The sequence below is a fragment of the Micromonospora purpureochromogenes genome (assembly GCF_900091515.1).
Classification (GTDB): Bacteria; Actinomycetota; Actinomycetes; order Mycobacteriales; family Micromonosporaceae; genus Micromonospora; species Micromonospora purpureochromogenes.
This window is the reverse complement of the sequence record NZ_LT607410.1, coordinates 394,488-416,483: the sequence shown is the minus strand read 5'-3', so window position 1 is coordinate 416,483 and position 21,996 is coordinate 394,488. Positions and strand designations below refer to the sequence as shown.

General features: G+C 72.7%; 23 protein-coding genes. 10 read left to right on the top strand and 13 right to left on the bottom strand.

Going from position 1 to position 21,996, the window contains the following annotated elements:
* Positions 1-34: 34 nt before the first annotated feature.
* Positions 35-1,249, bottom strand: a complete 1,215-nt coding sequence (locus GA0074696_RS01940; protein WP_088959492.1) for an acyl-CoA dehydrogenase family protein — start codon at positions 1,247-1,249, stop codon at positions 35-37.
* A 1-nt stretch (position 1,250) separates the two neighbouring features.
* Positions 1,251-1,703, bottom strand: a complete 453-nt coding sequence (locus GA0074696_RS01935) for an SCP2 sterol-binding domain-containing protein (protein WP_088959491.1) — start codon at positions 1,701-1,703, stop codon at positions 1,251-1,253.
* 78 nt (positions 1,704-1,781) lie between these two features.
* Here GA0074696_RS01935 and GA0074696_RS01930 point away from each other — a divergent pair, with 78 nt between their 5' ends.
* A complete protein-coding gene (locus GA0074696_RS01930) occupies positions 1,782-2,420 on the top strand; it encodes a TetR/AcrR family transcriptional regulator (RefSeq protein ID WP_172894128.1) in 639 nt (212 codons plus the stop codon).
* Positions 2,421-2,442: 22 nt separating this feature from the next.
* Here GA0074696_RS01930 and GA0074696_RS01925 read toward each other — a convergent pair whose 3' ends face one another.
* The 7 genes from GA0074696_RS01925 to GA0074696_RS01895 all read right to left on the bottom strand — a co-directional run bounded on the left by GA0074696_RS01925 (position 2,443) and on the right by GA0074696_RS01895 (position 9,598).
* On the bottom strand, positions 2,443-3,060 hold the full coding sequence (locus GA0074696_RS01925) for a DedA family protein (protein ID WP_088959489.1): 618 nt from the start codon (positions 3,058-3,060) through the stop codon (positions 2,443-2,445).
* Positions 3,061-3,108: 48 nt separating this feature from the next.
* Positions 3,109-4,419, bottom strand: coding sequence for an adenylosuccinate synthetase (locus tag GA0074696_RS01920; protein ID WP_088959488.1), 1,311 nt, complete (start codon positions 4,417-4,419; stop codon positions 3,109-3,111).
* Entirely contained in the window at positions 4,416-5,375 is a 960-nt protein-coding gene (locus GA0074696_RS01915) for a hypothetical protein (RefSeq protein WP_088959487.1), read from the bottom strand. The genes GA0074696_RS01920 and GA0074696_RS01915 overlap by 4 nt, the downstream gene beginning before the upstream one ends.
* 8 nt (positions 5,376-5,383) lie before the next feature.
* On the bottom strand, positions 5,384-6,352 hold the full coding sequence (locus GA0074696_RS01910) for a protein kinase family protein (protein ID WP_088959486.1): 969 nt from the start codon (positions 6,350-6,352) through the stop codon (positions 5,384-5,386).
* A complete protein-coding gene (locus tag GA0074696_RS01905) occupies positions 6,349-7,101 on the bottom strand; it encodes an NUDIX hydrolase (protein ID WP_088959485.1) in 753 nt (250 codons plus the stop codon). The genes GA0074696_RS01910 and GA0074696_RS01905 overlap by 4 nt, the downstream gene beginning before the upstream one ends.
* An 80-nt stretch (positions 7,102-7,181) precedes the next feature.
* Positions 7,182-8,243 carry a MaoC/PaaZ C-terminal domain-containing protein gene (locus GA0074696_RS01900; protein ID WP_157745758.1) on the bottom strand — a complete coding sequence of 354 codons (1,062 nt, stop codon included), beginning with the start codon at positions 8,241-8,243 and terminating at the stop codon, positions 7,182-7,184.
* Positions 8,243-9,598, bottom strand: a complete 1,356-nt coding sequence (locus tag GA0074696_RS01895; RefSeq protein ID WP_088959484.1) for a 3-oxoacyl-ACP reductase — start codon at positions 9,596-9,598, stop codon at positions 8,243-8,245. The genes GA0074696_RS01900 and GA0074696_RS01895 overlap by 1 nt, the downstream gene beginning before the upstream one ends.
* A gap of 56 nt (positions 9,599-9,654) precedes the next feature.
* On the opposite strand from GA0074696_RS01895, the gene GA0074696_RS01890 reads away from it, so the two are divergent.
* The 3 genes from GA0074696_RS01890 to GA0074696_RS01880 all read left to right on the top strand — a co-directional run bounded on the left by GA0074696_RS01890 (position 9,655) and on the right by GA0074696_RS01880 (position 12,082).
* Positions 9,655-10,947: an acetyl-CoA C-acetyltransferase gene (locus tag GA0074696_RS01890; RefSeq protein ID WP_088959483.1), complete on the top strand. Its 1,293-nt coding sequence runs from the start codon at positions 9,655-9,657 to the stop codon at positions 10,945-10,947.
* A 142-nt stretch (positions 10,948-11,089) separates the two neighbouring features.
* Complete coding sequence (locus GA0074696_RS01885; protein WP_157745756.1) at positions 11,090-11,767, top strand: TNT domain-containing protein; 678 nt, start codon at positions 11,090-11,092, stop codon at positions 11,765-11,767.
* A gap of 63 nt (positions 11,768-11,830) precedes the next feature.
* Positions 11,831-12,082: a hypothetical protein gene (locus GA0074696_RS01880; protein WP_088959481.1), complete on the top strand. Its 252-nt coding sequence runs from the start codon at positions 11,831-11,833 to the stop codon at positions 12,080-12,082.
* 98 nt (positions 12,083-12,180) lie between these two features.
* Here the strand turns inward: GA0074696_RS01880 and GA0074696_RS01875 are convergent, their stop codons facing one another.
* Positions 12,181-12,618, bottom strand: coding sequence for a hypothetical protein (locus GA0074696_RS01875; RefSeq protein WP_231925227.1), 438 nt, complete (start codon positions 12,616-12,618; stop codon positions 12,181-12,183).
* Between the two features lie 23 nt (positions 12,619-12,641).
* Positions 12,642-12,992 (bottom strand): hypothetical protein, encoded by a 351-nt coding sequence (locus GA0074696_RS01870; protein WP_088959479.1) that lies wholly within the window; start codon positions 12,990-12,992, stop codon positions 12,642-12,644.
* A gap of 392 nt (positions 12,993-13,384) precedes the next feature.
* Here GA0074696_RS01870 and GA0074696_RS01865 point away from each other — a divergent pair, with 392 nt between their 5' ends.
* From GA0074696_RS01865 to purB, 3 genes are all read left to right on the top strand, one after another.
* A complete protein-coding gene (locus GA0074696_RS01865; protein ID WP_088959478.1) occupies positions 13,385-13,927 on the top strand; it encodes a GntR family transcriptional regulator in 543 nt (180 codons plus the stop codon).
* Positions 13,928-13,946: 19 nt separating this feature from the next.
* Positions 13,947-14,675 carry a GntR family transcriptional regulator gene (locus GA0074696_RS01860; protein WP_088959477.1) on the top strand — a complete coding sequence of 243 codons (729 nt, stop codon included), beginning with the start codon at positions 13,947-13,949 and terminating at the stop codon, positions 14,673-14,675.
* A gap of 220 nt (positions 14,676-14,895) precedes the next feature.
* The gene (gene purB, locus GA0074696_RS01855; protein ID WP_088959476.1) at positions 14,896-16,320 is read left to right on the top strand and encodes an adenylosuccinate lyase; all 1,425 of its coding nucleotides are present in this window, start codon (positions 14,896-14,898) and stop codon (positions 16,318-16,320) included.
* A 146-nt stretch (positions 16,321-16,466) separates the two neighbouring features.
* Here the strand turns inward: purB and GA0074696_RS01850 are convergent, their stop codons facing one another.
* Together GA0074696_RS01850 and GA0074696_RS01845 are read right to left on the bottom strand one after the other, a co-directional pair.
* A complete protein-coding gene (locus GA0074696_RS01850) occupies positions 16,467-17,033 on the bottom strand; it encodes a YbjQ family protein (RefSeq protein ID WP_088964305.1) in 567 nt (188 codons plus the stop codon).
* Between the two features lie 23 nt (positions 17,034-17,056).
* The gene (locus GA0074696_RS01845; RefSeq protein WP_088959475.1) at positions 17,057-17,740 is read right to left on the bottom strand and encodes a S1 family peptidase; all 684 of its coding nucleotides are present in this window, start codon (positions 17,738-17,740) and stop codon (positions 17,057-17,059) included.
* A gap of 458 nt (positions 17,741-18,198) precedes the next feature.
* Here GA0074696_RS01845 and purS point away from each other — a divergent pair, with 458 nt between their 5' ends.
* From purS to purL, 3 genes are all read left to right on the top strand, one after another.
* Positions 18,199-18,462, top strand: coding sequence for a phosphoribosylformylglycinamidine synthase subunit PurS (gene purS, locus GA0074696_RS01840; RefSeq protein WP_088959474.1), 264 nt, complete (start codon positions 18,199-18,201; stop codon positions 18,460-18,462).
* A complete protein-coding gene (gene purQ / locus GA0074696_RS01835) occupies positions 18,459-19,142 on the top strand; it encodes a phosphoribosylformylglycinamidine synthase subunit PurQ (RefSeq protein ID WP_088959473.1) in 684 nt (227 codons plus the stop codon). Before purS ends, purQ begins: the two co-directional genes overlap by 4 nt.
* A gap of 70 nt (positions 19,143-19,212) precedes the next feature.
* The gene (gene purL / locus GA0074696_RS01830; RefSeq protein WP_088959472.1) at positions 19,213-21,996 is read left to right on the top strand and encodes a phosphoribosylformylglycinamidine synthase subunit PurL; all 2,784 of its coding nucleotides are present in this window, start codon (positions 19,213-19,215) and stop codon (positions 21,994-21,996) included.

Sequence of the window (21,996 nt, the reverse complement as noted above, 5' to 3'; positions counted from 1 at the left end):
GGCAGTGGCGGACGCCACCACCGACGGTGACGGGTCAGCGGATCTGCATGCCGGAGATCGCGCGGGAGATGACCAGCCGCTGGATCTCCGAGGTGCCCTCGAAGATGGTGTAGATCTTGGCGTCCCGGTACCACCGCTCGACCGGGTGGTCGCGCAGGAAGCCTGCGCCGCCGAGCAGCTGCACCGCCCGGTCGGTCACCGCGACGGCCACCTCGCCGGCCTTGAGCTTGGACATCGAGCCCTCGCCGGCGGTGAAGGGGCGGTTGTTGCGGCCCATCCAGGAGGCCCGCCAGACCAGCAGCCGGGCGGCGTCGATCTCCATCTTCATGTCGGCCAGCGCGAACGCGACCGCCTGGTTCTCGATGATGGGCCGTCCGAACTGGACTCTCTCCTTCGCGTAGTCCAGGGCGTACTCGTAGGCGGCCCGGGCCACGCCGAGCGCCTGCGCGCCGACGGTGGGCCGGGACAGCTCGAAGGTGCGCATCGCGGCCTGGCCGGAGGCCCGCTGCCCGGAGCGGGCCCGGTCGAGTCGTTCCAGCAGGGCGTCCCGGCCGCCGAGCAGGCAGCGCCCGGGCACGCGTACGTCGTCCAGGAACACGTCGGCGGTGTGCGACGCGCGCAGGCCCAGCTTGCGCAGCTTGCGGGTCGCGTTCAGCCCGGCGGTCCCCGTCGGTACGACGAACGCGGCCTGCCCGCGCGAGCCCAGCTCCGGCTCGACCGAGGCGGTGACCACGTGCACCCCGGCGATCCCGCCGTTGGTGGCGTACGCCTTCTGCCCGCGCAGCACCCACTCGTCGGTGGCCTCGTCGTAGATCGCCCGGGTACGCATCGCGCCGACGTCGGAGCCGGCCTCCGGCTCACTGGTGCAGAACGCGGCGACGGCGGGCTGGTCGACGTCGCCGAAGCACTGCGGCACCCATTCGACCATCTGGTCGGGGGTGCCCGCGCCGTAGATGGCGGCGACCGCGAGGCCGGTGCCGAAGATGCTCAGGCCGATGCCGGCGTCACCCCAGAAGAGTTCCTCGCTGGCGATCGGCAGGGAGAGGCCGGTGGGGTCGGCCCAGCAGGTGGCGAGGAACTCGAAGCCGTAGAGGCCTACCTTCGCCGCTTCCTGGATGATCGGCCAGGGAGTCTCCTCCCGGGCGTCCCACTCGGCCGCGGCCGGGCGCACGACCTCGGCGGCGAAGCCGTGCACCCAGTCGCGTAGATCCCGCTGTTCCTCGTTCAGGTCGAGCGAGAACTCGGCCATGTCAGGACTTGGGGATGTCGAACAGGTTGGCGATGTTGGCCGCCAGGCCCAGGTCGCCCTTGGCCTTGAGCTTGCCGGTCATGAACATCATCACCGGGTTGGCGCCACCGGAGACGATCTTCAGGAACTCGACCGGGCCCATGGTGAGGCTGAGCTTCGGGTCGTGCTGCGGGGTCTCGTTGACGGTGCAGGCGCCGTCGGCGATGGCGACCTCGTAGGTGTCGGTGCCACCGTCGGGCCGGCCGGTGATGTTCCAGTGGATGACCGCGTTGGTGGAACCGGCCCGGTCGGCGCGGAACAGCTGCGGCATCCGGCCGAAGACCTCGCTGAGGATCTTGCCGCGCAGGTCGCCGGACATCACCTCGGCGATCTTGTCATCGGGGGTGGACTTGACCAGCTGCGCGAACTCCTTGGGGCCGACGTTGGCGAAGTTGGCCGGGTCGAAGTCAGTCATGGGGGAATGCACCTCTCGGGCGGGCCGACTTTGGTTACTCGGGCGTAACCTTACGCACGAGTAGGTATGCTCGCAAGGGTGTCCAGCACCCCGACGTTCAAGCGCCTACCCCGGGCCGTACGCGAGCAGCAGATGCTCGACGCGGCGGTCAAGGTCTTCTCCCGGCGCGGCTTCCACGCCGCCAGCATGGACGAGATCGCCGAGGACGCCGGCATCTCCAAGCCGATGGTCTACGCCTACCTCGGCACCAAGGAGGAGCTCTTCGTCGCCTGCCTGCACCGCGAGGGCACCCGGATGATGGAGGCGATCGCCGGGGCCGTCGCCCCGGACCTGCCCGCCGACGAGCGGCTCTGGCGGGGGCTGCGCGCCTTCTTCGGCTTCGTCGGGGCGCACCGGGACGGCTGGGCGGTGCTCTACCGGCAGGCCCGGGGCTCGCAGCCGTTCGCCGCGGAGTTGGCCACGATGCGCGCCCGGCTGGTCGAGGTGGTCGCCGGGATGCTCGACCACGCGCTGCGCGCCGACGGCCGCGAGGTGGGCGAGACCGATCTGGAGGTCGTCGCGTACGCCCTGGTCGGCGCGACCGAGTCGCTGGCCGACTGGCTCGCCGACCACCCCGAGGCCGATCCGGAGAAGACCGCGACCCGGATGATGAACGTCGCCTGGCTCGGCGCCGGCCAACTGCTGCGCGGCGCCACCTGGCGCCCCCCGGCGGCCTGACCGCCACGCCAGGAAGCGACGGTCAGCGGCGGGCGACGGCGCGGCGGCGGGCGCGGCGGCGCAGCCAACGGGCCGACTCCACCAGCCCGGTGACGGCGAGGGAGAGGCCGACGCCGGCGAGCAGGGCCTTGATCGGGTCGCGCTCGAAGGCCAAGCCGCCGAAGTACCCCAGCAGGGCGCAGTAGGTGCCCCAGGTGCTGGTCGCGAAGGCGTCGAAGAGCAGGAAGCAGCGCAGCGGGTAGCGGACCGCGCCCATGGTCAGGGTCACCGCGGTGCGGCCACCGGGCACGTACCGGGAGGTCATCAGGATCATCCCGCCGCGCCGGTCCACGGCCCGGCGGGCCCACTCGGAGCCGGTCCGGCGGCGGCTCTCCGCCGGGAGCCGGGCCACCCGGTGGGCGCCGCCACCCCGACCGATGCCGTAGGAGATGTGGTCACCGACGAGCGCCCCGAGCGCGGCGGTCACGATCACCGCGACGATGTGCGGCTCACCGCCGGCGGCGAAGACCCCGGCGGTGATCACCACGGTCTCGCCGGGCACCGCGGGAAAGAACGCGTCGACCGCGGTGACCACGAGGATCACCAGGTACACCCACGGCGAGGTGACCGTGTGGTGGAACAGGTCGAGCACGGACTCCATGCCCTCATGCTCCGGGCTCGACCACCGCCCCCGGGCCGAGTCGGCGGATCAGGCCACCGTTGATCGGTGGCCGGACCGACCGGCGGCCGTGGCCACGGTTCGGTGCCCGGCGCGCCCGGGTTCCTCGGCCAGCCAGCCGTGCGGCGTCTTGTCCTCGGCGGTGGGGCCGTGCGAGGTGAGCACCACCGGGGCGCCCAGCTCCCCGGCCACCGCCGCCGACCAGTCGGCGGGCGGGTCGTCGTAGACCGGTCGGACCCGCAGCAGGCGGGCGGTGAGGGCGGCCTGTCGGTCCAGGTCGCCCGGCGGGCCGGGCAGCAGCCGGTCCACCCCGTCGTAGCGGCGGCACAGCCGCAGCCGGGGTTCGGCGAGGTCGAGATGGGTGAGGGCGAGGCCGTCGACCCCACCCGTCACGGCGAGGGCGTACCGGTGGGCCACCGCGTCGAAGTGCCCGAACCGGAAACGCCCCTGCCACGGGTTGGTCGGGTTGTGCGGGTCGGTCAGCGGCAGCGTCCGATCCTCGGTCACCAGCGGCCCGGGCCCGTGCCGGGTGGTCACCACCCGTACGACGCCCAGCCGCCGCGCCTGCCCGGCCAGGCCCGCCTCGGCCAGCAGCGCCTCGGCGTTGGCGAAGGTCGTCGTGCTCCACGTGGTGTACGGGTGGAAGCCGTGCCACTCGTCCAGCAGCACCCCCTGCGCTCCCTCGAAGACGCAAATCCCCGCCCGTAGCGCCCCGGCCAGCCAGGACCGGTCGACGATCGCCACCCGGGCGGCGAACCCGGTGAACGCGGGCAGGCAGTCCTCGACCGACGGCGCGTCCAGCGGACCCAGCTCGGCGGTCAGCCGGTCTCGCAGCGCGGTCAGCCGGCGGCGGAGCAGGGCCGGGCGGCGGCAGTCGGCCACCCGGGGCGCCTCGTCCGGGTGGGCGAGGCCGTACCCGACGGCCTCGCCCACCCCCAGCCCGCAGGAGCCGTGCCGGTCGGCTCCCCGGGCGGTCTCCCGGGCCCGGTTCGCGGCCCGGTGGTACGGGGTGGCCAGCAGCGCCTCCCCGTCGACCGTCAGCCGGTCGAGCGCGTCGGGCACCCCCATCGAGGTGAGGTGGTCGGCCTCGGCGGACAGCGCCAGCGGGTCCACCACCACGTGCCGCGACAGGTGCGTACCGACGTCGGGGCGGAACGTCCCGGCGCCGAACTGCGCGTACGTGTGGTGTCGTCCGTCGCGCAGCACGACGTTGTGCGCCGCCTGCGCGCCCCCGTTGAAACGGACCACCGTGTGGACGGGCCGGGTCGCGCAGAGCCAGTCCACGACGGTGCCCTTGCCGGCGTCGCCGTAGCCGAGGTCGACCACCACGACATGGTTCACAGCCGGGTGACCCCGCGACCGTCGGTGCGCGTGACCGGCAGCGCGGCCACCTCGGTCCGCCGCCCGCCGTCGAGCCGGGCCAGCGCCCTGGACACCGTGCCGGTGGCCGTCGAGCGCGCCCGGTCCAGGTCGCGCAGGCCCTCGTCCAGGTCGATGGCCTGCTCGCCGAGTCCGATCGTCAGCGCGATGGTCTCGCAGACCGCGTCCAGGTCGTCCAGCTCGACGGCCTGCTGCCCGAGCAGGCCCCGCCAGTGGTCGAGCACCGCGGCGTTGCCGGAGTAGTGGCTGCCGGCGGGGAGCAGGTAGTAGGTGTCCCAGCGGCGGGTCACCTCGTCGACGATCTGCCGCAGCCCGACGTCCTCGCGCACGTCGTCACCGATCAGGCGGGCCACCTCGCGGGCCTTCACCCGGGAGTAGGCGAGTTCGTCGCCGATGATGAACAGGTAGCCGCGCCGGCCGCGCTTGTCCCAGCTGTCGGTGGCGGTGTGCCGGGCCATGAAGTACATCGCCAGCTCGTACGACTCGGTCATCTGCCCGCCGCCGCCACCCTCCAGCACGATCCGGCCGAGGTCGTCGTCCATCCGGTTGTCCGACTCGAACTGCCCGACCTGCAACGGCACCCGGTCGCAGGTGGCGTCGCCGATCGCGCCGAACATGATCTGCGGGTCGCGGGCGTAGCCCTGCCGCAGCAGCAGGCCGAGCAGCTGCGGCAGCTTGGTCTGGAGCACGCGCGGCACGTGCCCCATCGAGCCGGTCACGTCGAAGAGCACGGCGATCGGGGTCGACTGCGGGTGCTCGGCCGAGTCGCGGCTCTCCCGTACGGCGCCGCGGGGGTCGAGTGTGGGGTGCACGGTGCGCGCCCCGCTGTCGCTGTAGGAGAAGGCGCTGGCGCCGGTGGCCCGGCGGTAGCGGTCCGCGGCGTCGTACACGTCGGTGGACCAGATTCCACTGCCCATGACAGCTCCTAACGGGTGAGGGTGAAGGGGCGGAAGGTGCGCGGCCCGTACTGCCGGTCCAGGACCTGGTCCAGCTCGCCCAGCAGTCGCCAGGCGTCGTCGGGTCGGGCGTTCAGGGCGGGGCGTCGGCACCCGGCGGCGAAGTCGCGCAGCGCGTGCGGTGCCCCGTCGCCCATCAGGTCGGTCATGCAGCGGGCGGCCATCGCGATGTCGGTGCCTGGGCCGCACGGTCGCCTCGCGGGGACCTCCGGCGGGTACCAGTCCTCGTGGCCGGGCACCAGGGCCGGGACCGCGTCGCCGTCGACCACCGAGAAGCACCAGTCGACGAGCACCACGCCGTGCGCGTCGGGCTCGACCAGGACGTGCCGGGGCAGCACCGCGCCGTGCACCACGCCGGCCCGGTGGGCCAGGCCGAGCGCGACCAGGAGCTGCCGCCACATCCAGGCCACGTCGCGGCCGTCCAGCCCGTCCGGATACGCCCGGCGCACCTCGTCGAGGCTGCGCAGGCCGGGCGCGGTGGCCAGCACGGTGACCTGCCGTTCGACACCGGTGGCCGGGTCGCGGGTCCGCAGCGAGTCGACCAGTCGGGGCACGTACGGCAGGTGCCGGGGGTCGCCCCGCTCCTCGATCACCCGCAGGGCGTGCGCCTCACGGATCATCAGGTCGTTGTCGGCCGGGCTGCGGGGCAGCTTGAGCAGCCGGTCCGCCCCGACGTCGTACAGGTCGGCGAGGTCGCCGACGTGCGCGAGGCGGGTGAGCCGGTAGTCGCCGAGCGTGCCTCGGGCCCGCCACCGGGTGGTGACCCGGGCCAGCGCGTCGGCGGCCTCGGCGCGTACCCGCTGGTCGGCCGCGCCCAGCCGGTCGGGGTGCAGGGCCGCGACCAGCCGCCGGTAGCGGCGGGCCGGCTCCGTCGTGCCGAACAGCTCCTCGTCGGTGCGGGACGCCGCGACCAGCCGGATCGCCTCGTCGGTCCTCACCGGACCGTCTCCTCGCGGGCGGGGCGCAGCAGCGCCGGGTGCAGCAGCCGGGCGTCGCCGGCCCGGTAGAGCTTGGCGCGGGGCCCGCCCCGGGCCCCGCCCCGTTCGGTGCTGGCGCCGGTGCTCTCCACGAAGCCCGGCACGGAGAGCACCTTGCGGTGGAAGTTGCCGGCGTGCAGCGGGTGCCCCCACACCGTCTCGTAGACGGCGCGCAGCTCGCTGATGGTGAACTCGCCGTCGAGGAAGCGGGTGGCCAGCGGGGTGTACTCCAGCTTGGCGCGGGCCCGTTCCAGCCCGTCGTCGATGATCCGGCCGTGGTCGAAGGCGAGCTGCCGGCTGGTCAGTGCGGTCACCGGCAGCCAGATCGCCTCGTCGGCGTCGGTGCCGGCGGCCGGGTCGGGCAAATCGGGTGCGAATGCGAGGTGGGCGACGGAGACGACGCGCATCCGCGGGTCGCGGTCGACGGCGCCGTAGCTGGCGAGCTGTTCCAGGTGTACGCGGCGCAGCCGTTCGCCGCCGAGCCCGGTTTCCTCGGCCAGCTCCCGGCGCGCGCCGGTGGCCAGGTCCTCGTCGGGGCGGACGAACCCGCCGGGCAGCGCCCAGTGGCCCTCGTACGGCGGTTGGCCCCGACGGATCAGCAGCAGGTACAGCTCGCCGTCGCGGATGGTCAGCGCGACCACGTCGACGGTGACGGCGATCGAGGGGTAGGCCGAGGGGTCGTACGCGGCGAGGAAGTCCTGCTCGTTCACGGCGTCCCTCTCACTTCGAGAACAACTCAAGATGAGAACAACTTAGCGCACGAAAGAGTGAAAGCCAACCCTCGCGTCGTTCAGCGGACGGCGCCGACCAGGTGCGGACGGCCGGTCCGCGCGTCGTGCAGGGCGAAGTCCCAGGCCGGGGTGGCGCTGAACGCCACGGTGCCGGGCAGCGGCACCGGCAGCTTGAAGGCCACGTCCACCGTGTACGCCTCCGGCAGCCGGCTCTCCAGCGCCGCCAGGCAGCGGGCTTTGCTCCACATCCCGTGCGCGATCGGGCGGGGGAAGCCGAGCAGCCGCGCCCCGAGCCGGGAGGTGTGGATCGGGTTGTGGTCGCCGGAGACCCGGGCGTAGTCCGTACCGACCCGGGGCTCGACCCGCCAGCGGGCGGTGGCGGCCGGCGGCGCGGGCCGCTCACCCCGGTCGCGCCGCCCACCGCCGTCGGGCGTGCGCTCCTTGCCCAGGTACGTCGAGACGCCGCGCCAGACCTCCTCGCCGCCGACCGACCCGACCAGGACGACGTCGACCTGCCGCCCCCGCTCGTGCGGCCGCAGGTGCTCCGCGTGGGTGACGAAGTCCAGCGTCTCGCCGGCCTCGATCGGGCGGTGCACGGTGATCCGGTTGCCCACGTGCACCACGCCGGTCAGCGCGATGGGGAACTCCGGCGTGGTCATCAGCCGCAGCGACAGCGGAAAACCCATCACGTGCGGGTACGTCGCCGGCAGCCGGTCGGAGAGCCGGAACCCGCAGACCCGGTCGTAGTCGGCGAGGTGCGCCCGGTCCACGGTGACGCCGCCGACGGCCAGCTCGACCTCCGGCGGGGCGTCCGGGCGGCGGGACCGGCCGATGACCGGCACCGCGTCGCGCAGCGCCCGGCGGTAGAGCGCGCCGGGTGCGGGCATCCGGGGCAGTTCGACCCGCGCCCGTGCCGCCGGGGCGGCGTGCGCGGACAGGTCCGTCGTGGCGTACGCGGAGAGGTCATGGGTGGCCTCGACGCTGGCGTCGGGGCCGGAGCCGCCCGCGCGGAAGGCAGCCAACGCGTCGGCCGAGATGACCTCCGTCGGCCCGTCGATCAGCTCGTGGACCGACAGGTCCTCGGTCGGGCCGTCCTTCGGCCGGTCCTTTCGCTTCGCCATCACGCCCCCAACAGACTCTGGCCGCAGACCCGGACCACGTTGCCGCTGACCCCGCCGGACGCCGGCCAGGCCAGCCAGCCGATCGTCTCGGCCACGTCCACCGGCAGGCCGCCCTGCGACATGCTGTTCATCCGGCGGCCCGCCTCGCGCAGCGTCAGCGGGATACGCGCGGTCAGCCGGGTCTCGATGAACCCGGGGGCGACCGCGTTGACGCTGATCCCGCGCCCGCGCAGCGCCGGGGCCAGCGACTCGACCAGCCCGATCACGCCGGCTTTGCTGGTGGCGTAGTTGGTCTGGCCCCGGTTGCCGGCGATGCCGGCGATCGAGGAGACCGAGACGATCCGCCCGCCGGCCGGGATCAGGTCGCGGGCCAGCAGCACGTCGTTGATCCGCTCCTGGCTGGAGAGGTTGACGTCGAGCACCTGGTCCCAGCGGTCGGCGTCCATCCGGCCCAGCGTCTTGTCCCGGGTGATGCCGGCGTTGTGCACCACCACGTCGACCCGGCCGTGCCGGCCGGCGAGGTGCTCGGCGAGCCGGGTGGGAGCGTCCGGGGCGGTCAGGTCGAGCTGGACGGTGCTGCCGCCGATCTCGTTGGCCACCGCGGCCAGCTCGTCACCGGCCGCCGGGATGTCCAGCGCGACGACCTGCGCGCCGTCGCGGGCGAGCACCCGGGCCAGCGCCGCGCCGATGCCCCGCGCCGCCCCGGTGACGAGGACGACCTGCCCGTCGAGCGGGCGGTCCCAGTCCGCCGGCGGCTGGGCGGTGCCGGCACCGACCCGGACCACCTGCCCCGAGACGTACGCGGACCGGCCAGAGAGAAGAAAACGGAGGGTCGATTCCAGGCTGGTGAGGGTGCCGGGGTCGCCGTCCGTGGTGACGTAGACGAGCTGGGCGGTGACACCCCGGCCGAACTCCTTGCCGATGCTGCGGGTCAGCCCTTCCAGGGCCCGCTGGGCGGTCGCCTCGCGCGGCGGGTCGCACTCCGCCGGTGGGGTGCCCAGCACGATGACCCGGCCGCTGGGCAGCAGCGCGCGGGCCTGCGGGTGGAAGAAGTCGTACAGCTGGCGCAGGCCGGTGGAGTCGGTGATGCCGGTGGCGTCGTACACCAGGGCACCGAAGCGCGCGGTCTCGGCGACGGCGGCGGGATCGCGCAGCTCGACCCCGGCGGCGGTCAGGATCTTGCCGACCGGCTCGACGAGCCGGCCCCCGGTGGCCGCCCCGAGCAGCACCGGCCCGGGGACGAGCGGGTCGCCGGGCGTGTGCCGGCGCAGTCGCGGCGGATCGGGCAGCCCGAGGCGCTTGACCAGCGCGCGGCCGGCCCCCGATTGGACGAAGCTCGCGTACCTGTCGGTCATAGGCGTAGCCTACTGGCCAGTAGGTTGTGGGCAAGTCCTGAAACGGAGGCGGGATCGTGCAGAGCATCCGGCGGGTCGCGGTCATCGGCGGCAACCGCATCCCCTTCGCCCGGTCCAACTCCCGCTACGCGAACGCGTCCAATGCGGACATGCTGGGCGCGGCGCTGGACGGGCTGGTGGCGCGGTTCGGCCTGGCCGGACAGCGGGTCGGTGAGGTGGTCGCCGGCGCGGTGCTCAAGCACGCGAAGGACTTCAACCTGACCCGCGAGGTGGTGCTCGGCTCGAAGCTCGACCCGCACACCCCGGCGTACGACATCCAGCAGGCCTGCGGCACCGGCCTGGAGGCGGCGATCCTGGTCGCCAACAAGATCGCCCTCGGGCAGATCGAGGTGGGCATCGCGGGCGGCGTCGACACCACCTCCGACGCGCCGCTCGCGGTCAACGAGGACATGCGCCGCACGCTGCTCAAGCTCAACTCCGCCCGCACCCTCGGCGAGCGGCTGAAGATCGCCGCGAAGCTGCGGCCGCACCAGCCGTTCAAGCCGGAGATCCCGCGCAACGCCGAGCCGCGTACCGGGCTGTCGATGGGTGAGCACGCCGCGCGGACGGCCGTGCGCTGGCAGGTCGACCGGCAGGCGCAGGACGAGTTGGCGCTCCGGTCGCACCAGCGGCTCGCCGCCGCGTACGACAAGGGGTTCTTCGACGACCTGATCACGCCGTACCTGGGGCTGACCCGGGACCAGAACCTCCGCGCGGACACCACCCTGGAGAAGCTGGGCTCGCTCAAGCCGGTCTTCGGCGCCAAGGGCCCGGACGCCGACCAGGCGACCATGACCGCCGGCAACTCCTCCCCGCTCACCGACGGCGCGTCGACGGTGCTGCTCGCGTCGGAGGAGTGGGCGCGCGAGCACCACCTGCCGGTGCTGGCCTGGTTCTCCTGGTCGGAGGCCGCCGCCGTCGACTTCGTGCACGGCGACGAGGGGCTGCTGATGGCCCCCGCGTACGCGGTGCCCCGGATGCTGGCCCGGGCCGGGCTGACGCTGCAGGACTTCGACTACTACGAGATCCACGAGGCGTTCGCCTCGCAGGTGCTGGCCACCCTCGCCGCCTGGGAGTCGCCGGAGTTCTGCAAGGACCGGCTGGGCCTGGACGGCCCGCTCGGGTCCATCGACCGCGACAAGCTCAACGTCAACGGCTCCTCGCTGGCCGCCGGGCACCCGTTCGCCGCCACCGGCGGCCGGATCGTCGCCACCCTGGCGAAGCTGCTCGCCGAGAAGGGGAGCGGCCGCGGGCTGATCTCCATTTGCGCGGCGGGCGGGCAGGGCGTCACCGCGATCCTGGAGCGCTGACCGTTCCGGGTGACTACCCGCTCGTCCACGGGACGAGCGGGTAGCGGTCCCCCGTTCGGCGGCAAACGGCACAAAGGCTCACATTCTCGTTCCGCCCTCCCGACGATGAAGGCGTTGACCGTCCTTCATCGGGAGGTTCGTCGTGGACCGCAGACGCTGGCTGCTCGCCCTGCTCTCCGGCGCGGCGCTGATCCTCTTTCCCGGGCCCGCCGATCAGGCCGCCGGGACGTCGCCGCTCGGGCCGCTGCTCGCCGGCTACCAGCGCTTCGGCGGGCTGACCGAGAGCCGGTTCCTGGCCCGGTACACCACGGACACCCCCGCGGAGTACGTCTTCCCGCCGGTCAACGGCTTCGTCGTCGCGCCGGACGGCACGCCGCTCAAGACCCGGCAGACCCTGCTGGCCGGGTACCGCCTGGACCGCTTCGGCTTCGCCGGCGGCGCGTTCCTGGCCCCGCTCGGCACCCCGGTCAGCGCCCGCTCCCTGGCGCCGCAGAGCCTCGACACGCCACCGCTTCCCGCACCGCGGCCGGCACTTCCGTCGGCCGCGCCGCTGGCGAACTACCACACCTACTGCGTGCTCAAGCCGTTCGACGTCGACTCCGGCCCGACCGCGCCGTGGTTCGCCCAACCCGGCCTGGGCACCCAGTTTCAGCTGAACCCGGCCTACCTGCCGCAGGCCGGTGCGAACCTGACCGTGCAGTGGCTGGTCGACCACCAGTTCCTGGTGGAGGAGTCCCTGGCCGGCGGGGTGTGCGTGACCGACGGCGTGCCCCGGCGGGGCGGCACGGGTGGCGGGATTGCCGCCGTACACGTCCGCTGAACCGGCGGGCGGTCGCCGCAGCGGCGACCGCCGGCGCGGCCGGTGCGGAGCGGGAGGTCGGGAGTGGATCGGCACGAGGTGCGCAACGCCCTGCTGGCGACGGGACTGTCGCCGGACGCCTTCGAGCTGGAGGGGGTGCACGAGCACGTGCCGGTGCCGCCCGACTTCTGGTTCCTGCGCCGGTCGGCGGGTGGGCGTTGGGAGATCGGCCTGTACGAGCGCGGGACGCGGGACGTGCGGCAGGTCTTCGACACCGAGGAGGCGGCGTGCGCGGGATTGTGGCGGGCGCTCACCGGCCGCCCCGCACCGGAGTGACCACCGCTGCCGACGTTGATCCACTTCAGGCCGGCGATGTGGCGGTCTCGGAGCGTTCCTCATTCCGCCATATCGCCGACACCGAGTCGATCATCCTTTCAGCCGCCCGGTCGCAGCCAACCGAAGAAGCGGGCGTAGAGGTCTCCGGCGGGGTGGTGGCGCAGGTCGGAGGACGCGTCCACCAGTTGCAGGCCGAGGTACACGCCGAGGGCGGCACGATTTCCCGCGTAGTCGCTGAGCAGCCTTTCTCGCCGGTCGGGGCAGGGCCACGGCCGACCGCAACCGGCACACTCCCATCCGGGACGGACCGGTACATGGGCGGCCGGAGCGCGGAGCGGCCGGACCCGGACCGCATCCAGCCGGGCAAGCACCCGGCGCTGACGCGACCCGGAGGGATGCCCCAGCTCGACGCCTCGCAGGTGGATCCAGACGCCGTCGCTGTGCTGCTCCCGGCGACCCAGCTTCTCGATCCGCAGGGTGAGCATGCCCAGCCCGTAGCAGTAGTTCTGCTCGGACAGCTCCACCACATCGCCCACCCGGAAAGGGATCGGACGTGCCGTCACAGCGTTACCCAGGCGTCCGACCCGGCGGCGGGGGCGCCCAGCCGGAGCATCCAGACGAAGGTCAGCAGCGGCGCCCGCCGGGGCATCGTCCGCCGCTGCGGCCCGAACCAGCCCCGCCAACCGGCTCGGCGGCGCTGCGGCTCGTCACCGGGAAGCACCGGCCGGCCCAGGTCGACCAGCCGGTTCGCCGCCGCATTCGCCGGCCGGCACGGCCCGGGGACCAGACAGACCATGCAAAGGCCGGTCTCCCGATCGGGTACGTGGCTGGTCAGGATATCGCGCGCCGCTTCCGCTCCCGCTTCATCGCGCTGCCACGGTCGGCTGGTCGTTGACCGGTAGACGCCCATTCTCGCTCCTGTCGGCGATGGGCGGGCGCGTGGCGTCCGCAGGCCGCGCACCCGCCCCGTCATGGACCGGCGTCGCGCCGTGGGGTCGACGCGGCGCCGGGTTGGCCGGGAGCCGTCACGGACGGACGCGCCACGCCGCCGCCCGGTACGCGCGAACGCCGCCGGGTGGTAGACAGGAGGGGAGTCGTTCCCCGGGACGCGATCCGGCGTGGTTGCTCCCCTCGACTCGTGCCGGACCGGGAGTGGGAGAGGCCGCCAAACCGACCCACCCCGGTCCGCTTCTTTGTGGCAAACCTTACTGCTATTCGAGTAAGGCATCAAGGATGAAGGGTTGCGCCACGCCGTGTGGCGGGGTCTACCCTTGCCCGCAGATCACCTGATAGGAGTCGGGCGTGACCGGTCCGGAGTGGCTCAGCGTGTCGATGCCCTATGTTGTCCCCCGATCTCCGCAGGACGGGGACGCGTGGGCTGAGGACGCAACTCAGCAGGGCGGTGTGGGCAGCCAACGTCTGCTCGAAGTGGCCAAGGTGGTTCCTGCCGTCGAAGTGGCCGAGGCTTTGCAGGTACAGCCGGGTGCGCTGGTGGTCGTCCGCAGGCGGTTGATGCTGCTGAACGACCAGCCGGTGGAATTGACCGACTCGTACTACCCCGCGTCCATCGCGAGCGGCACCGCTCTCGCTGAGCCTCGCAAGATTCGCGGTGGTGCCATCGGTCTGCTGGCCGAGTTGGGTTATCGTCCCGGTCAGGTGCGGGAGGACGTCTATACGCGCGAACCTGATGCCGCCGAGCGGAGGCTGCTCAACCTGACGGGGCAGGACTGGGTGCTCGGCCTGACGCGCCTGCTCAGCACACGGCAGGGTGTGCCGATCGAGGCCAGCGTGATGACCATGGTGCCGCAGGGCCGGCGCCTGCGGTATGAGTTGACGATCGACTAGCGGAGCGGGGGAGCGCGACATGGCCAGCGGAAGCGACGGCCGCCCTCGCCATGAGCAGATCGCCGCCGACCTGCGCGCTTCCATCATGTCCGGCGAGCTACCGGCCGGATCCCAGTTGCCCTCGATCCCGACGTTGGTGGCGCGATATTCCGCCGCAACGGCCACCGTTCAGCGAGCCCTGGCCGCGCTCAAGGCGGAGGGATCGGTCTACAGCGAGGTGGGCAAGGGCGTCTACGTCCGGGACCGGCAACCACTCGTGGTGGAGGCGTCGTCCTACCTCCTGCCCTCGCCGGGTGGGTACGCCTACCGTCTCCTCGGCGTCTCAAAGGTCGTTCCGCCGTCTGAGGTAGCGCAGGCCCTCCGCTTCTCTGAGGGCGAGAAGGCGGTCCTGCGTCACCGTCTGCTGCTTCACGATGGTCAGCCGGTCGAGATGTCCTGGTCGTACTACCCGAGTTCGATAGCCCATGGGACGGACCTGGCGCAGCGCAAGAAGATCATTGGTGGAGCGGCCAGAGTGTTGTCGGATCTGGGCCATCCACAGCGGAGCCTGCTCGATCGCGTGTCGGCGCGGATGCCCACCGCTGAGGAGGTCGAGGCCTTGGCCCTGCCTCCCTACGTCCCGGTATTGCGTCAGCTACGGGCGATTTATTCGGATGGAGACCGTCCTGTCGAGGCATCCGTCCTCATCAAGGGAGGTCATCTGCACGAGTTGCGCTATCGGCTGCCCGCCCTGCCTGACGAGGGCTGACGAGACCGCAGTGAGCTGGGCGGATTGGCCGAGGGCCGGTGCCCGACTCGCGTGCGAACGGCCGTCCTTCTCGATCAATGAAACGGCCCTGCGGAACTCGCAGATGCCGGTCACCGTCGCGGATCAGGGGACAGGAATTTCTCCTACCGCCGTCCGGCGAAGTGGGCCTGACCACCCGCCCGGCGTGGCCAGCGCATCCGGATGCGAGAGAATGAGGCACGTGACGACGATCCCGAACGTGCTCGCCAACCGGTACGCCTCACCCGAGCTGGTCGCCCTCTGGTCACCGGAGGAGAAGGTACGGCTGGAACGGCGGCTCTGGCTCGCCGTACTGAAGGCCCAGCGTGACCTCGGCGTGGCCGTGCCGGACGGGGTGGTCGAGGCGTACGAGCGGGTGGTCGACGACGTCGACCTGGCCTCGATCGCCGAGCGGGAGCGGGTCACCCGGCACGACGTGAAGGCCCGGATCGAGGAGTTCAGCGCGCTCGCCGGGCACGAGCACGTGCACAAGGGGATGACCTCCCGGGACCTCACCGAGAACGTCGAGCAGCTCCAGGTGCGCCGCTCGCTGGAGCTGATCCGGGACCGGGTCGTCGCCGCCCTGGCCCGGCTGGCCTGGCTCGCCCACGAGCACTCCGGACTGGTGATGACCGGGCGCTCGCACAACGTCGCCGCGCAGGCCACCACGCTGGGCAAGCGCTTCGCGTCGGCCGCCGAGGAGTTGCTGATCGCGTACGAGCGGCTGGAAGACCTGATCAACTGGTACCCGTTGCGCGGGATCAAGGGTCCGGTCGGCACCGCCGCCGACCAGCTCGACCTCTTCGACGGTGACGCGGAGAAGGTGGCCGAGCTGGAGCGCCGCGTGGCCGGGCACCTCGGGTTCAACCGGGTGCTGGACAGCGTCGGGCAGGTCTACCCGCGCTCGATCGACGTGGCGGTGCTCGCGGCGCTCTCCCAGGTCGCCGCCGCGCCGTCCTCGCTGGCCACCACGATCCGGCTGATGGTCGGCCAGGAGCTGGTCACCGAGGGCTTCAAGCCCGGCCAGGTGGGCTCCAGTGCGATGCCGCACAAGATGAACACCCGCTCGTCGGAGCGGGTGAACGGCTTCGCCGTGATCATCCGGGGCTACCTGTCGATGGTCGGCGAGCTGGCCGGCGACCAGTGGAACGAGGGGGACGTCTCCTGCTCGGTGGTCCGCCGGGTCGCCCTGCCGGACGCGTTCTTCGCCGCCGACGGGCTCTTCCAGACCTTCCTCACCGTGCTGGACGAGTTCGGGGCGTACCCGGCGGTGATCAACCGGGAACTGGAGCGGTTCCTGCCCTTCCTGGCCACCACCAAGATCCTGGTGGCGGCGGTCCGCCGGGGCGTCGGCCGCGAAGTCGCCCACGAGGTGATCAAGGAGCACGCGGTCGCCGTGGCGCTCGCCATGCGGGAGAAGGGCGCCGCCGAGAACGACCTCTACGACCGTCTCGCCGCCGACGGCCGCCTCGGCCTGTCCCGCGCCGAGATCGACGCCCTGGTCGCCGACCCCACCACCTTCACCGGCGCCGCCCAGGCCCAGGTCGACGCGGTCACCAAGCGCATCACCGCGGTCGTGACGGCCCACCCCGAGGCCGCCACCTACTCCCCGCCGCCCATCCTTTGACCCACCCGGGCCACCCCGCGCCCTTGTCCGCTGATCGCGCCTTCCCCCGGTGATCAAGAAGTTTGCGTCTGAATCGGAGATCTATCCGACGCAAACTTCTTGATCACCGCGGGCAGGGCCGGGCAGGCAGGGCGGGCCGGGCGGGGTCAGGAGTTGCGGGTGGGGGTGTCGGCGGCGGAGGAGAGGTTCGGCGCGCTCGCCGGCTCCGCGATGCCGCCGGGGGCCTCGGTGAAGCCGGGCTCCTGGGCGGTCTCGGCCGCGACCAGCGGCTGGTCGCTCGGCATGACGTCGGGCACCTTGGGTACGACGATCACCGCCGTGCCGTACGCGCAGATCTCCATCCACATCTCGCCGCAGTCGCGGCTGTCGAAGCGCATCCCCACCACGGCGTTCGCGCCGAGCCGGAGGGCCTCCTCGCCGAGCCGGGCCACCGAGTCGGTCCGCCACCGGGTGAGGTTGTCGGGCGCCATCGGGTCGTACGCGCCACCGCGCAGGTTCTTGACCCCCTCGCGGTACGGGTTGCGCGTCCGGGCCATCGATGAGACCACTTCGCCGAGGATCTGGCGGATCTCGTAGCCAGGCAGTTGATCCGTCGTCACGACCAGCACGGTTCCGATGCTGTCAGGCCGCGCCCGGGCCGTTCGCGAGCCGTGTTCACCTGATCGGATGCTGCAAAACGAGGCGGCGCGGACGGCGGGCGCTCGGCCGGCCATCCGCGTCGCCACGGCGCTAACCGTCAGACACCGGAAACCGAGGTGATCCAGGCCCGGTTGTACGCGACGCTGCCGTAGTTCTGGATGCTCACCCCGTCGGCGGTGGAGGCGACCCCGACCTGCCGGCCGTTGTAGAACTGCGGGCCGCCCGAGTCGCCCTTCCAGGCGTTGCCGCTGATCTCCGTGCTCCGGATCGCCTGCCCGCCGTACGCGTCGGTGACGCTGGTGCTGGTCACCTGGACGGTGGCGGTCTTGAGCTGGCTGGCGGCCGAGCAGCCGCTGTAGCAGGTCATGCCCCAGCCGTAGATCGAGTTGGTCGAGCCGATCGGCGGGTTGCTGCTGGCCAGCGTCACCGCGGTCGTGGTGACCGGGCTGGACAGGCGCATCAGGGCGAGGTCGTAGCGGGTGTAGGTGGCGCTGACGGTACGGGTGACGCCGCCCGAGGAGCGGTAGACGCTGCCCACCCGGACGGACATCGAGCCGTTGACGCAGTGCCGGGCGGTGAGCACCCACTGCGCCGAGATCACGCTGCCGGAGCAGGTGAACGAGCCATTGCTGAACACCGCCGCGGCCCACGGCGCGGAGGAGACGGTGCTGCCGCCGATGATGGGCTGGGGGCCGGCCGGGGCGGCGGCGGCGCCGGAGGTGGTGGCGAGGACGCCGGCGAGCGCGGTGGTCAGCACCGCGAGCAGGGGGCGGAGGCGCATGGGAACTCCTTGGTCGGGGGGCCCGGGGTCGCCGGGGAGTCGGCCTCGGCGGGCGGGGGTGACCCGCCGGGGACGTCAAAAGCATCGACGTCTGACGATGTAGGCTAGAGCCCGCGAGCCGCCGTTCACAAGAGTTAATCGAGATTCATGAATGTGACGCCGGAGGCTCGGGGCGTACTCGTCCGTGTTTGTCGGGAACTGGTCAGCCCCGGCGAACCCCCATCGGGGTTTGCCTGGTCAGCGGGGTGGCGACGGCGGTCCGCCGACGCGGCAGGCAACGAAACCGCATCGGCCCGGCAACGAACGCGCATCGGCCCTCCGTCGGGACGCGTCGTTATGTCGATCACTGCCTGAACTGCCCCCGGCCGGTGCGTCCGGACCGGAATCTGCCAGGTACGCTGGCTGCGCTCGCCCGTGATGGGCCGGCACCCAACTGCGTACACAGTCAGGAGTGCCCTGTGCCTCGCGTCGTCGTCGACGTCATGCTCAAGCCCGAGATCCTCGATCCTCAGGGCCAGGCCGTCGCAAACGCGCTGCCGCGGCTTGGCGTCAGTGACGTCGCCTCTGTCCGGATCGGCAGGCGGATCGAGATCGAGTTCACCGGCGAACCGGACCTGGACCGGGCCCGCGAGATCGCCGACAAGCTGCTCGCCAACCCGGTCATCGAGGACTTCACCGTCCGGGTGGTCGAGGCGGACGAGACCGTGGACGCACACCCGTGACCGCCCGCGTCGGTGTGGTGACCTTCCCCGGTTCGCTCGACGACGGGGACGCGGCCCGGGCCGTACGGATCGCCGGGGCCGAGCCGGTCCGGCTCTGGCACGGTGACGCGGAGCTGCACGGGGTGGACGCCGTCGTCCTCCCGGGTGGCTTCTCCTACGGCGACTACCTGCGCTGCGGCGCCATCGCCCGGTTCGCCCCGGTGATGGACCGGATCGTGGACGCGGCCCGGGGCGGCCTGCCGGTGCTCGGCATCTGCAACGGCTTCCAGATCCTCTGCGAGGCCCACCTGCTGCCCGGGGCGCTCACCCGCAACCAGCACCTGCACTTCCGCAACCGGGACCAGATCCTGCGCGTCGAGTCGGTCGGCACCGCCTGGACGAACGCCTTCCAGGCCGGTCAGGAGATCCTGATCCCGGTCAAGAACGGCGAGGGCTGCTACGTCGCGGACACCGCGACCCTGGACGAGCTGGAGGGCGAGGGGCGCGTCGTCGCCCGCTACGTCGGCGGCAACCCCAACGGGTCGCAGCGCGACATCGCCGCGATCACCAACCCCGCCGGCAACGTGGTCGGCATCATGCCGCACCCCGAGCACGCGGTGGAGGCGCTCACCGGCCCCTCCCTGGACGGTCTCGGCTTCTTCACCTCGGTGCTCAAGCACCTGGTGGGGGCGCCGGCGTGACCGTGCGCGGCGGGATCACCGGTCGGCTCCCCCGCCCGACGGGCGGCCACGAGCGCAGCGAGGAGACGTCATGACCACCCATCCGGACCCGGTCGTACGGGAGACACCGGGCGCCTACCCGGCCGCCCCGACTGAGCCGCGCGCGGCCACCGTGGTGCCGCAGGGCGGCCCGGCCGACGCGGGCCGGCACGCCGGCTCGCCGCCGGCCGCCGACTGGGCCGCCGGCGTGGACACCGTGTCGCAGGCCGCCGGCACTCCCGAGGAGCTCCAGCCCTACGCCGAGCTGGGCCTGCGCGACGACGAGTACGACCGGATCCGGGACATCCTCGGCCGGCGCCCCACCCAGTCCGAGCTGGCCATGTACTCGATCATGTGGAGCGAGCACTGCTCCTACAAGTCGAGCAAGGTGCACCTGCGCCAGTTCGGCGAGAAGGCCCCGCCGAGCGACCGGCTGCTCGCCGGCATCGGTGAGAACGCCGGCGTCGTGCGGATCTCCGACGAGCTGGCGGTGACCTTCAAGGTCGAGTCGCACAACCACCCGAGCTTCGTCGAGCCGTACCAGGGCGCGGCGACCGGCGTCGGCGGCATCGTCCGGGACATTCTCGCCATGGGCGCCCGCCCGGTCGCCGTGATGGACCCGCTGCGCTTCGGCGCGGCCGACCACCCGGACACCGCCCGGGTGCTGCCCGGCGTGGTCGCCGGCGTCGGCGGCTACGGCAACTGCCTCGGCCTGCCCAACATCGGCGGCGAGCTGGTCTTCGACCCCTGCTACCAGGGCAACCCGCTGCTCAACGCGCTCTGCCTCGGCGTCCTGCCGGTCGACCGGCTGCAGAAGAAGGACGCCACCGGCCCGGGCAACATCGTGGTGCTGCTCGGCGCCAAGACCGGCCGGGACGGCATCGGCGGCGTGTCGGTGCTGGCCAGCGCCACCTTCGACGAGGGCAGCGAGCAGCGCCGCCCGTCCGTGCAGGTGGGTGACCCGTTCACCGAGAAGCTGCTGATCGAGGCCTGCCTGGAGCTGTACGACGCCGAGCTGGTCGTCGGCATCCAGGACCTGGGCGGCGCCGGCCTGACCTGCGCGCTCACCGAGACCGCCGCCTCCGCCGGCACCGGCATGCGGGTGTGGCTGGAGCGGGTGCCGCTGCGCGAGCCCTCGATGGAGCCGCACGAGATCCTGGCCAGCGAGTCCCAGGAGCGGATGCTGCTGGTCGTCGCCCCGGAGAAGCTGGAGGCGGTGCTCAAGACCGCCGACAAGTGGGGCGTGCTGGCCACCGCGATCGGCGAGGTCACCGCGCCGTCCCCGGACGGGCAGCCGGGCCGGCTGCTGGTCACCTGGAACGACCACGTCGTGGTCGACGTGCCGCCGGGTTCGCTGGTGGACGACGGCCCGGTCTACGCCCGTCCGATGCGCGAGCCGGCCGACCTGATCCTGCTCCAGGCCGACCGGGCCGAGACGCTGCCCCGGCCGACCACGCCGGAGGCGCTGCGGGAGACCCTGCTCCGCATGATCGCGTCGCCGAACCTGGCCGACAAGACCTGGGTCACCGAGCAGTACGACCGGTACGTGCTGGGCAACACCGTGCTCGCCCAGCCGGAGGACTCCGGTGTGATCCGGATCGACGAGCGCACCGGCCTCGGGGTGGCCCTGTCGGTGGACGGCAACGGCCGGTACGCCCGCCTCGACCCGTACAACGGGACGAAGCTGGCGCTGGCCGAGGCGTACCGGAACGTGGCCGTGACCGGCGCGAAGCCGATCGCCGTGACCAACTGCCTCAACTTCGGCTCGCCTGAGGACCCGGGCGTGATGTGGCAGTTCGCCGAGGCCGTGCGCGGCCTGGCGGACGGCTGCCTCGAGCTGGGCATCCCGGTGACCGGCGGCAACGTCAGCTTCTACAACCAGACCGGTGCCGCGGCGATCCACCCGACCCCGGTGGTCGGCGTGCTCGGCGTGCTGGACAACGTCGCCGACCGGGTGCCGATGGGCTTCGCCCCGCGGGCCTCTGGCGACCACGACCAGCTCTTCCTGCTCGGTGACACGCACGTCGAGCTCTCCGGCTCGGAGTGGGCCTGGGTGACCCACGAGCACCTGGGCGGCATGCCGCCGCAGGTCGACCTGGCCCGCGAGCGGGTGCTGGCCGAACTGATGGCCGAGGCGGCCCGGGTGGGTCTCCTCAGCTCCGCGCACGACCTCTCCGACGGTGGTCTCGCCCAGAGCCTGGTCGAGTCCTGCCTGCGGCGCGGGGTCGGCGCCCGGATCGCCGTGCCGGAGCGGTTCGCCGACGGTTCGCTGCCGTTCGTCTTCCTGTTCAGCGAGTCGGCCGGCCGGGTGCTGGTCTCGGTGCCGCGCGGTCGCGAGAAGGCGTTCACCGCCCTCTGCGGCGAGCGTGGTGTGCCGTGGGAGCTGATCGGCGTGACCGACCCGGCGGGCGGCGCCCTCGAGCTGCACGGCCAGTTCCGGATCGGCCTGGACGAGCTGCGCGAGGTGCACATGGCCACCCTGCCGCGGCTCTTCGGCGGCGCGGAGGCAGCCCAGGTCGAGGTGGAGGCGCCCTGGACCGGCACCACCACCGTCGCGCCGGCCACCGCCGCGCAGCCGGTGGACGTGCCGACCGCCGCCGACACGGAGGCCGAGCAGGTCGAGGCCGCGCAGCCGGAGCCGGCCGCCGCCGACGAGTCGCCCCGGCCCGAGGCCGGCGTCGCCGAAGGCGCCGTCGCCGAGCCCACCGCCGCCGAGGCGGCGGAGCGGGAGCGTCCGACCACGGAGGTCACCGCAGATGCGACGGCTCCCGACGCTCCGGCGGCCCCGTCCGACCCAGGTGACGACGAGCAGTCCTCCGCGCCCGATAAGCGCTGA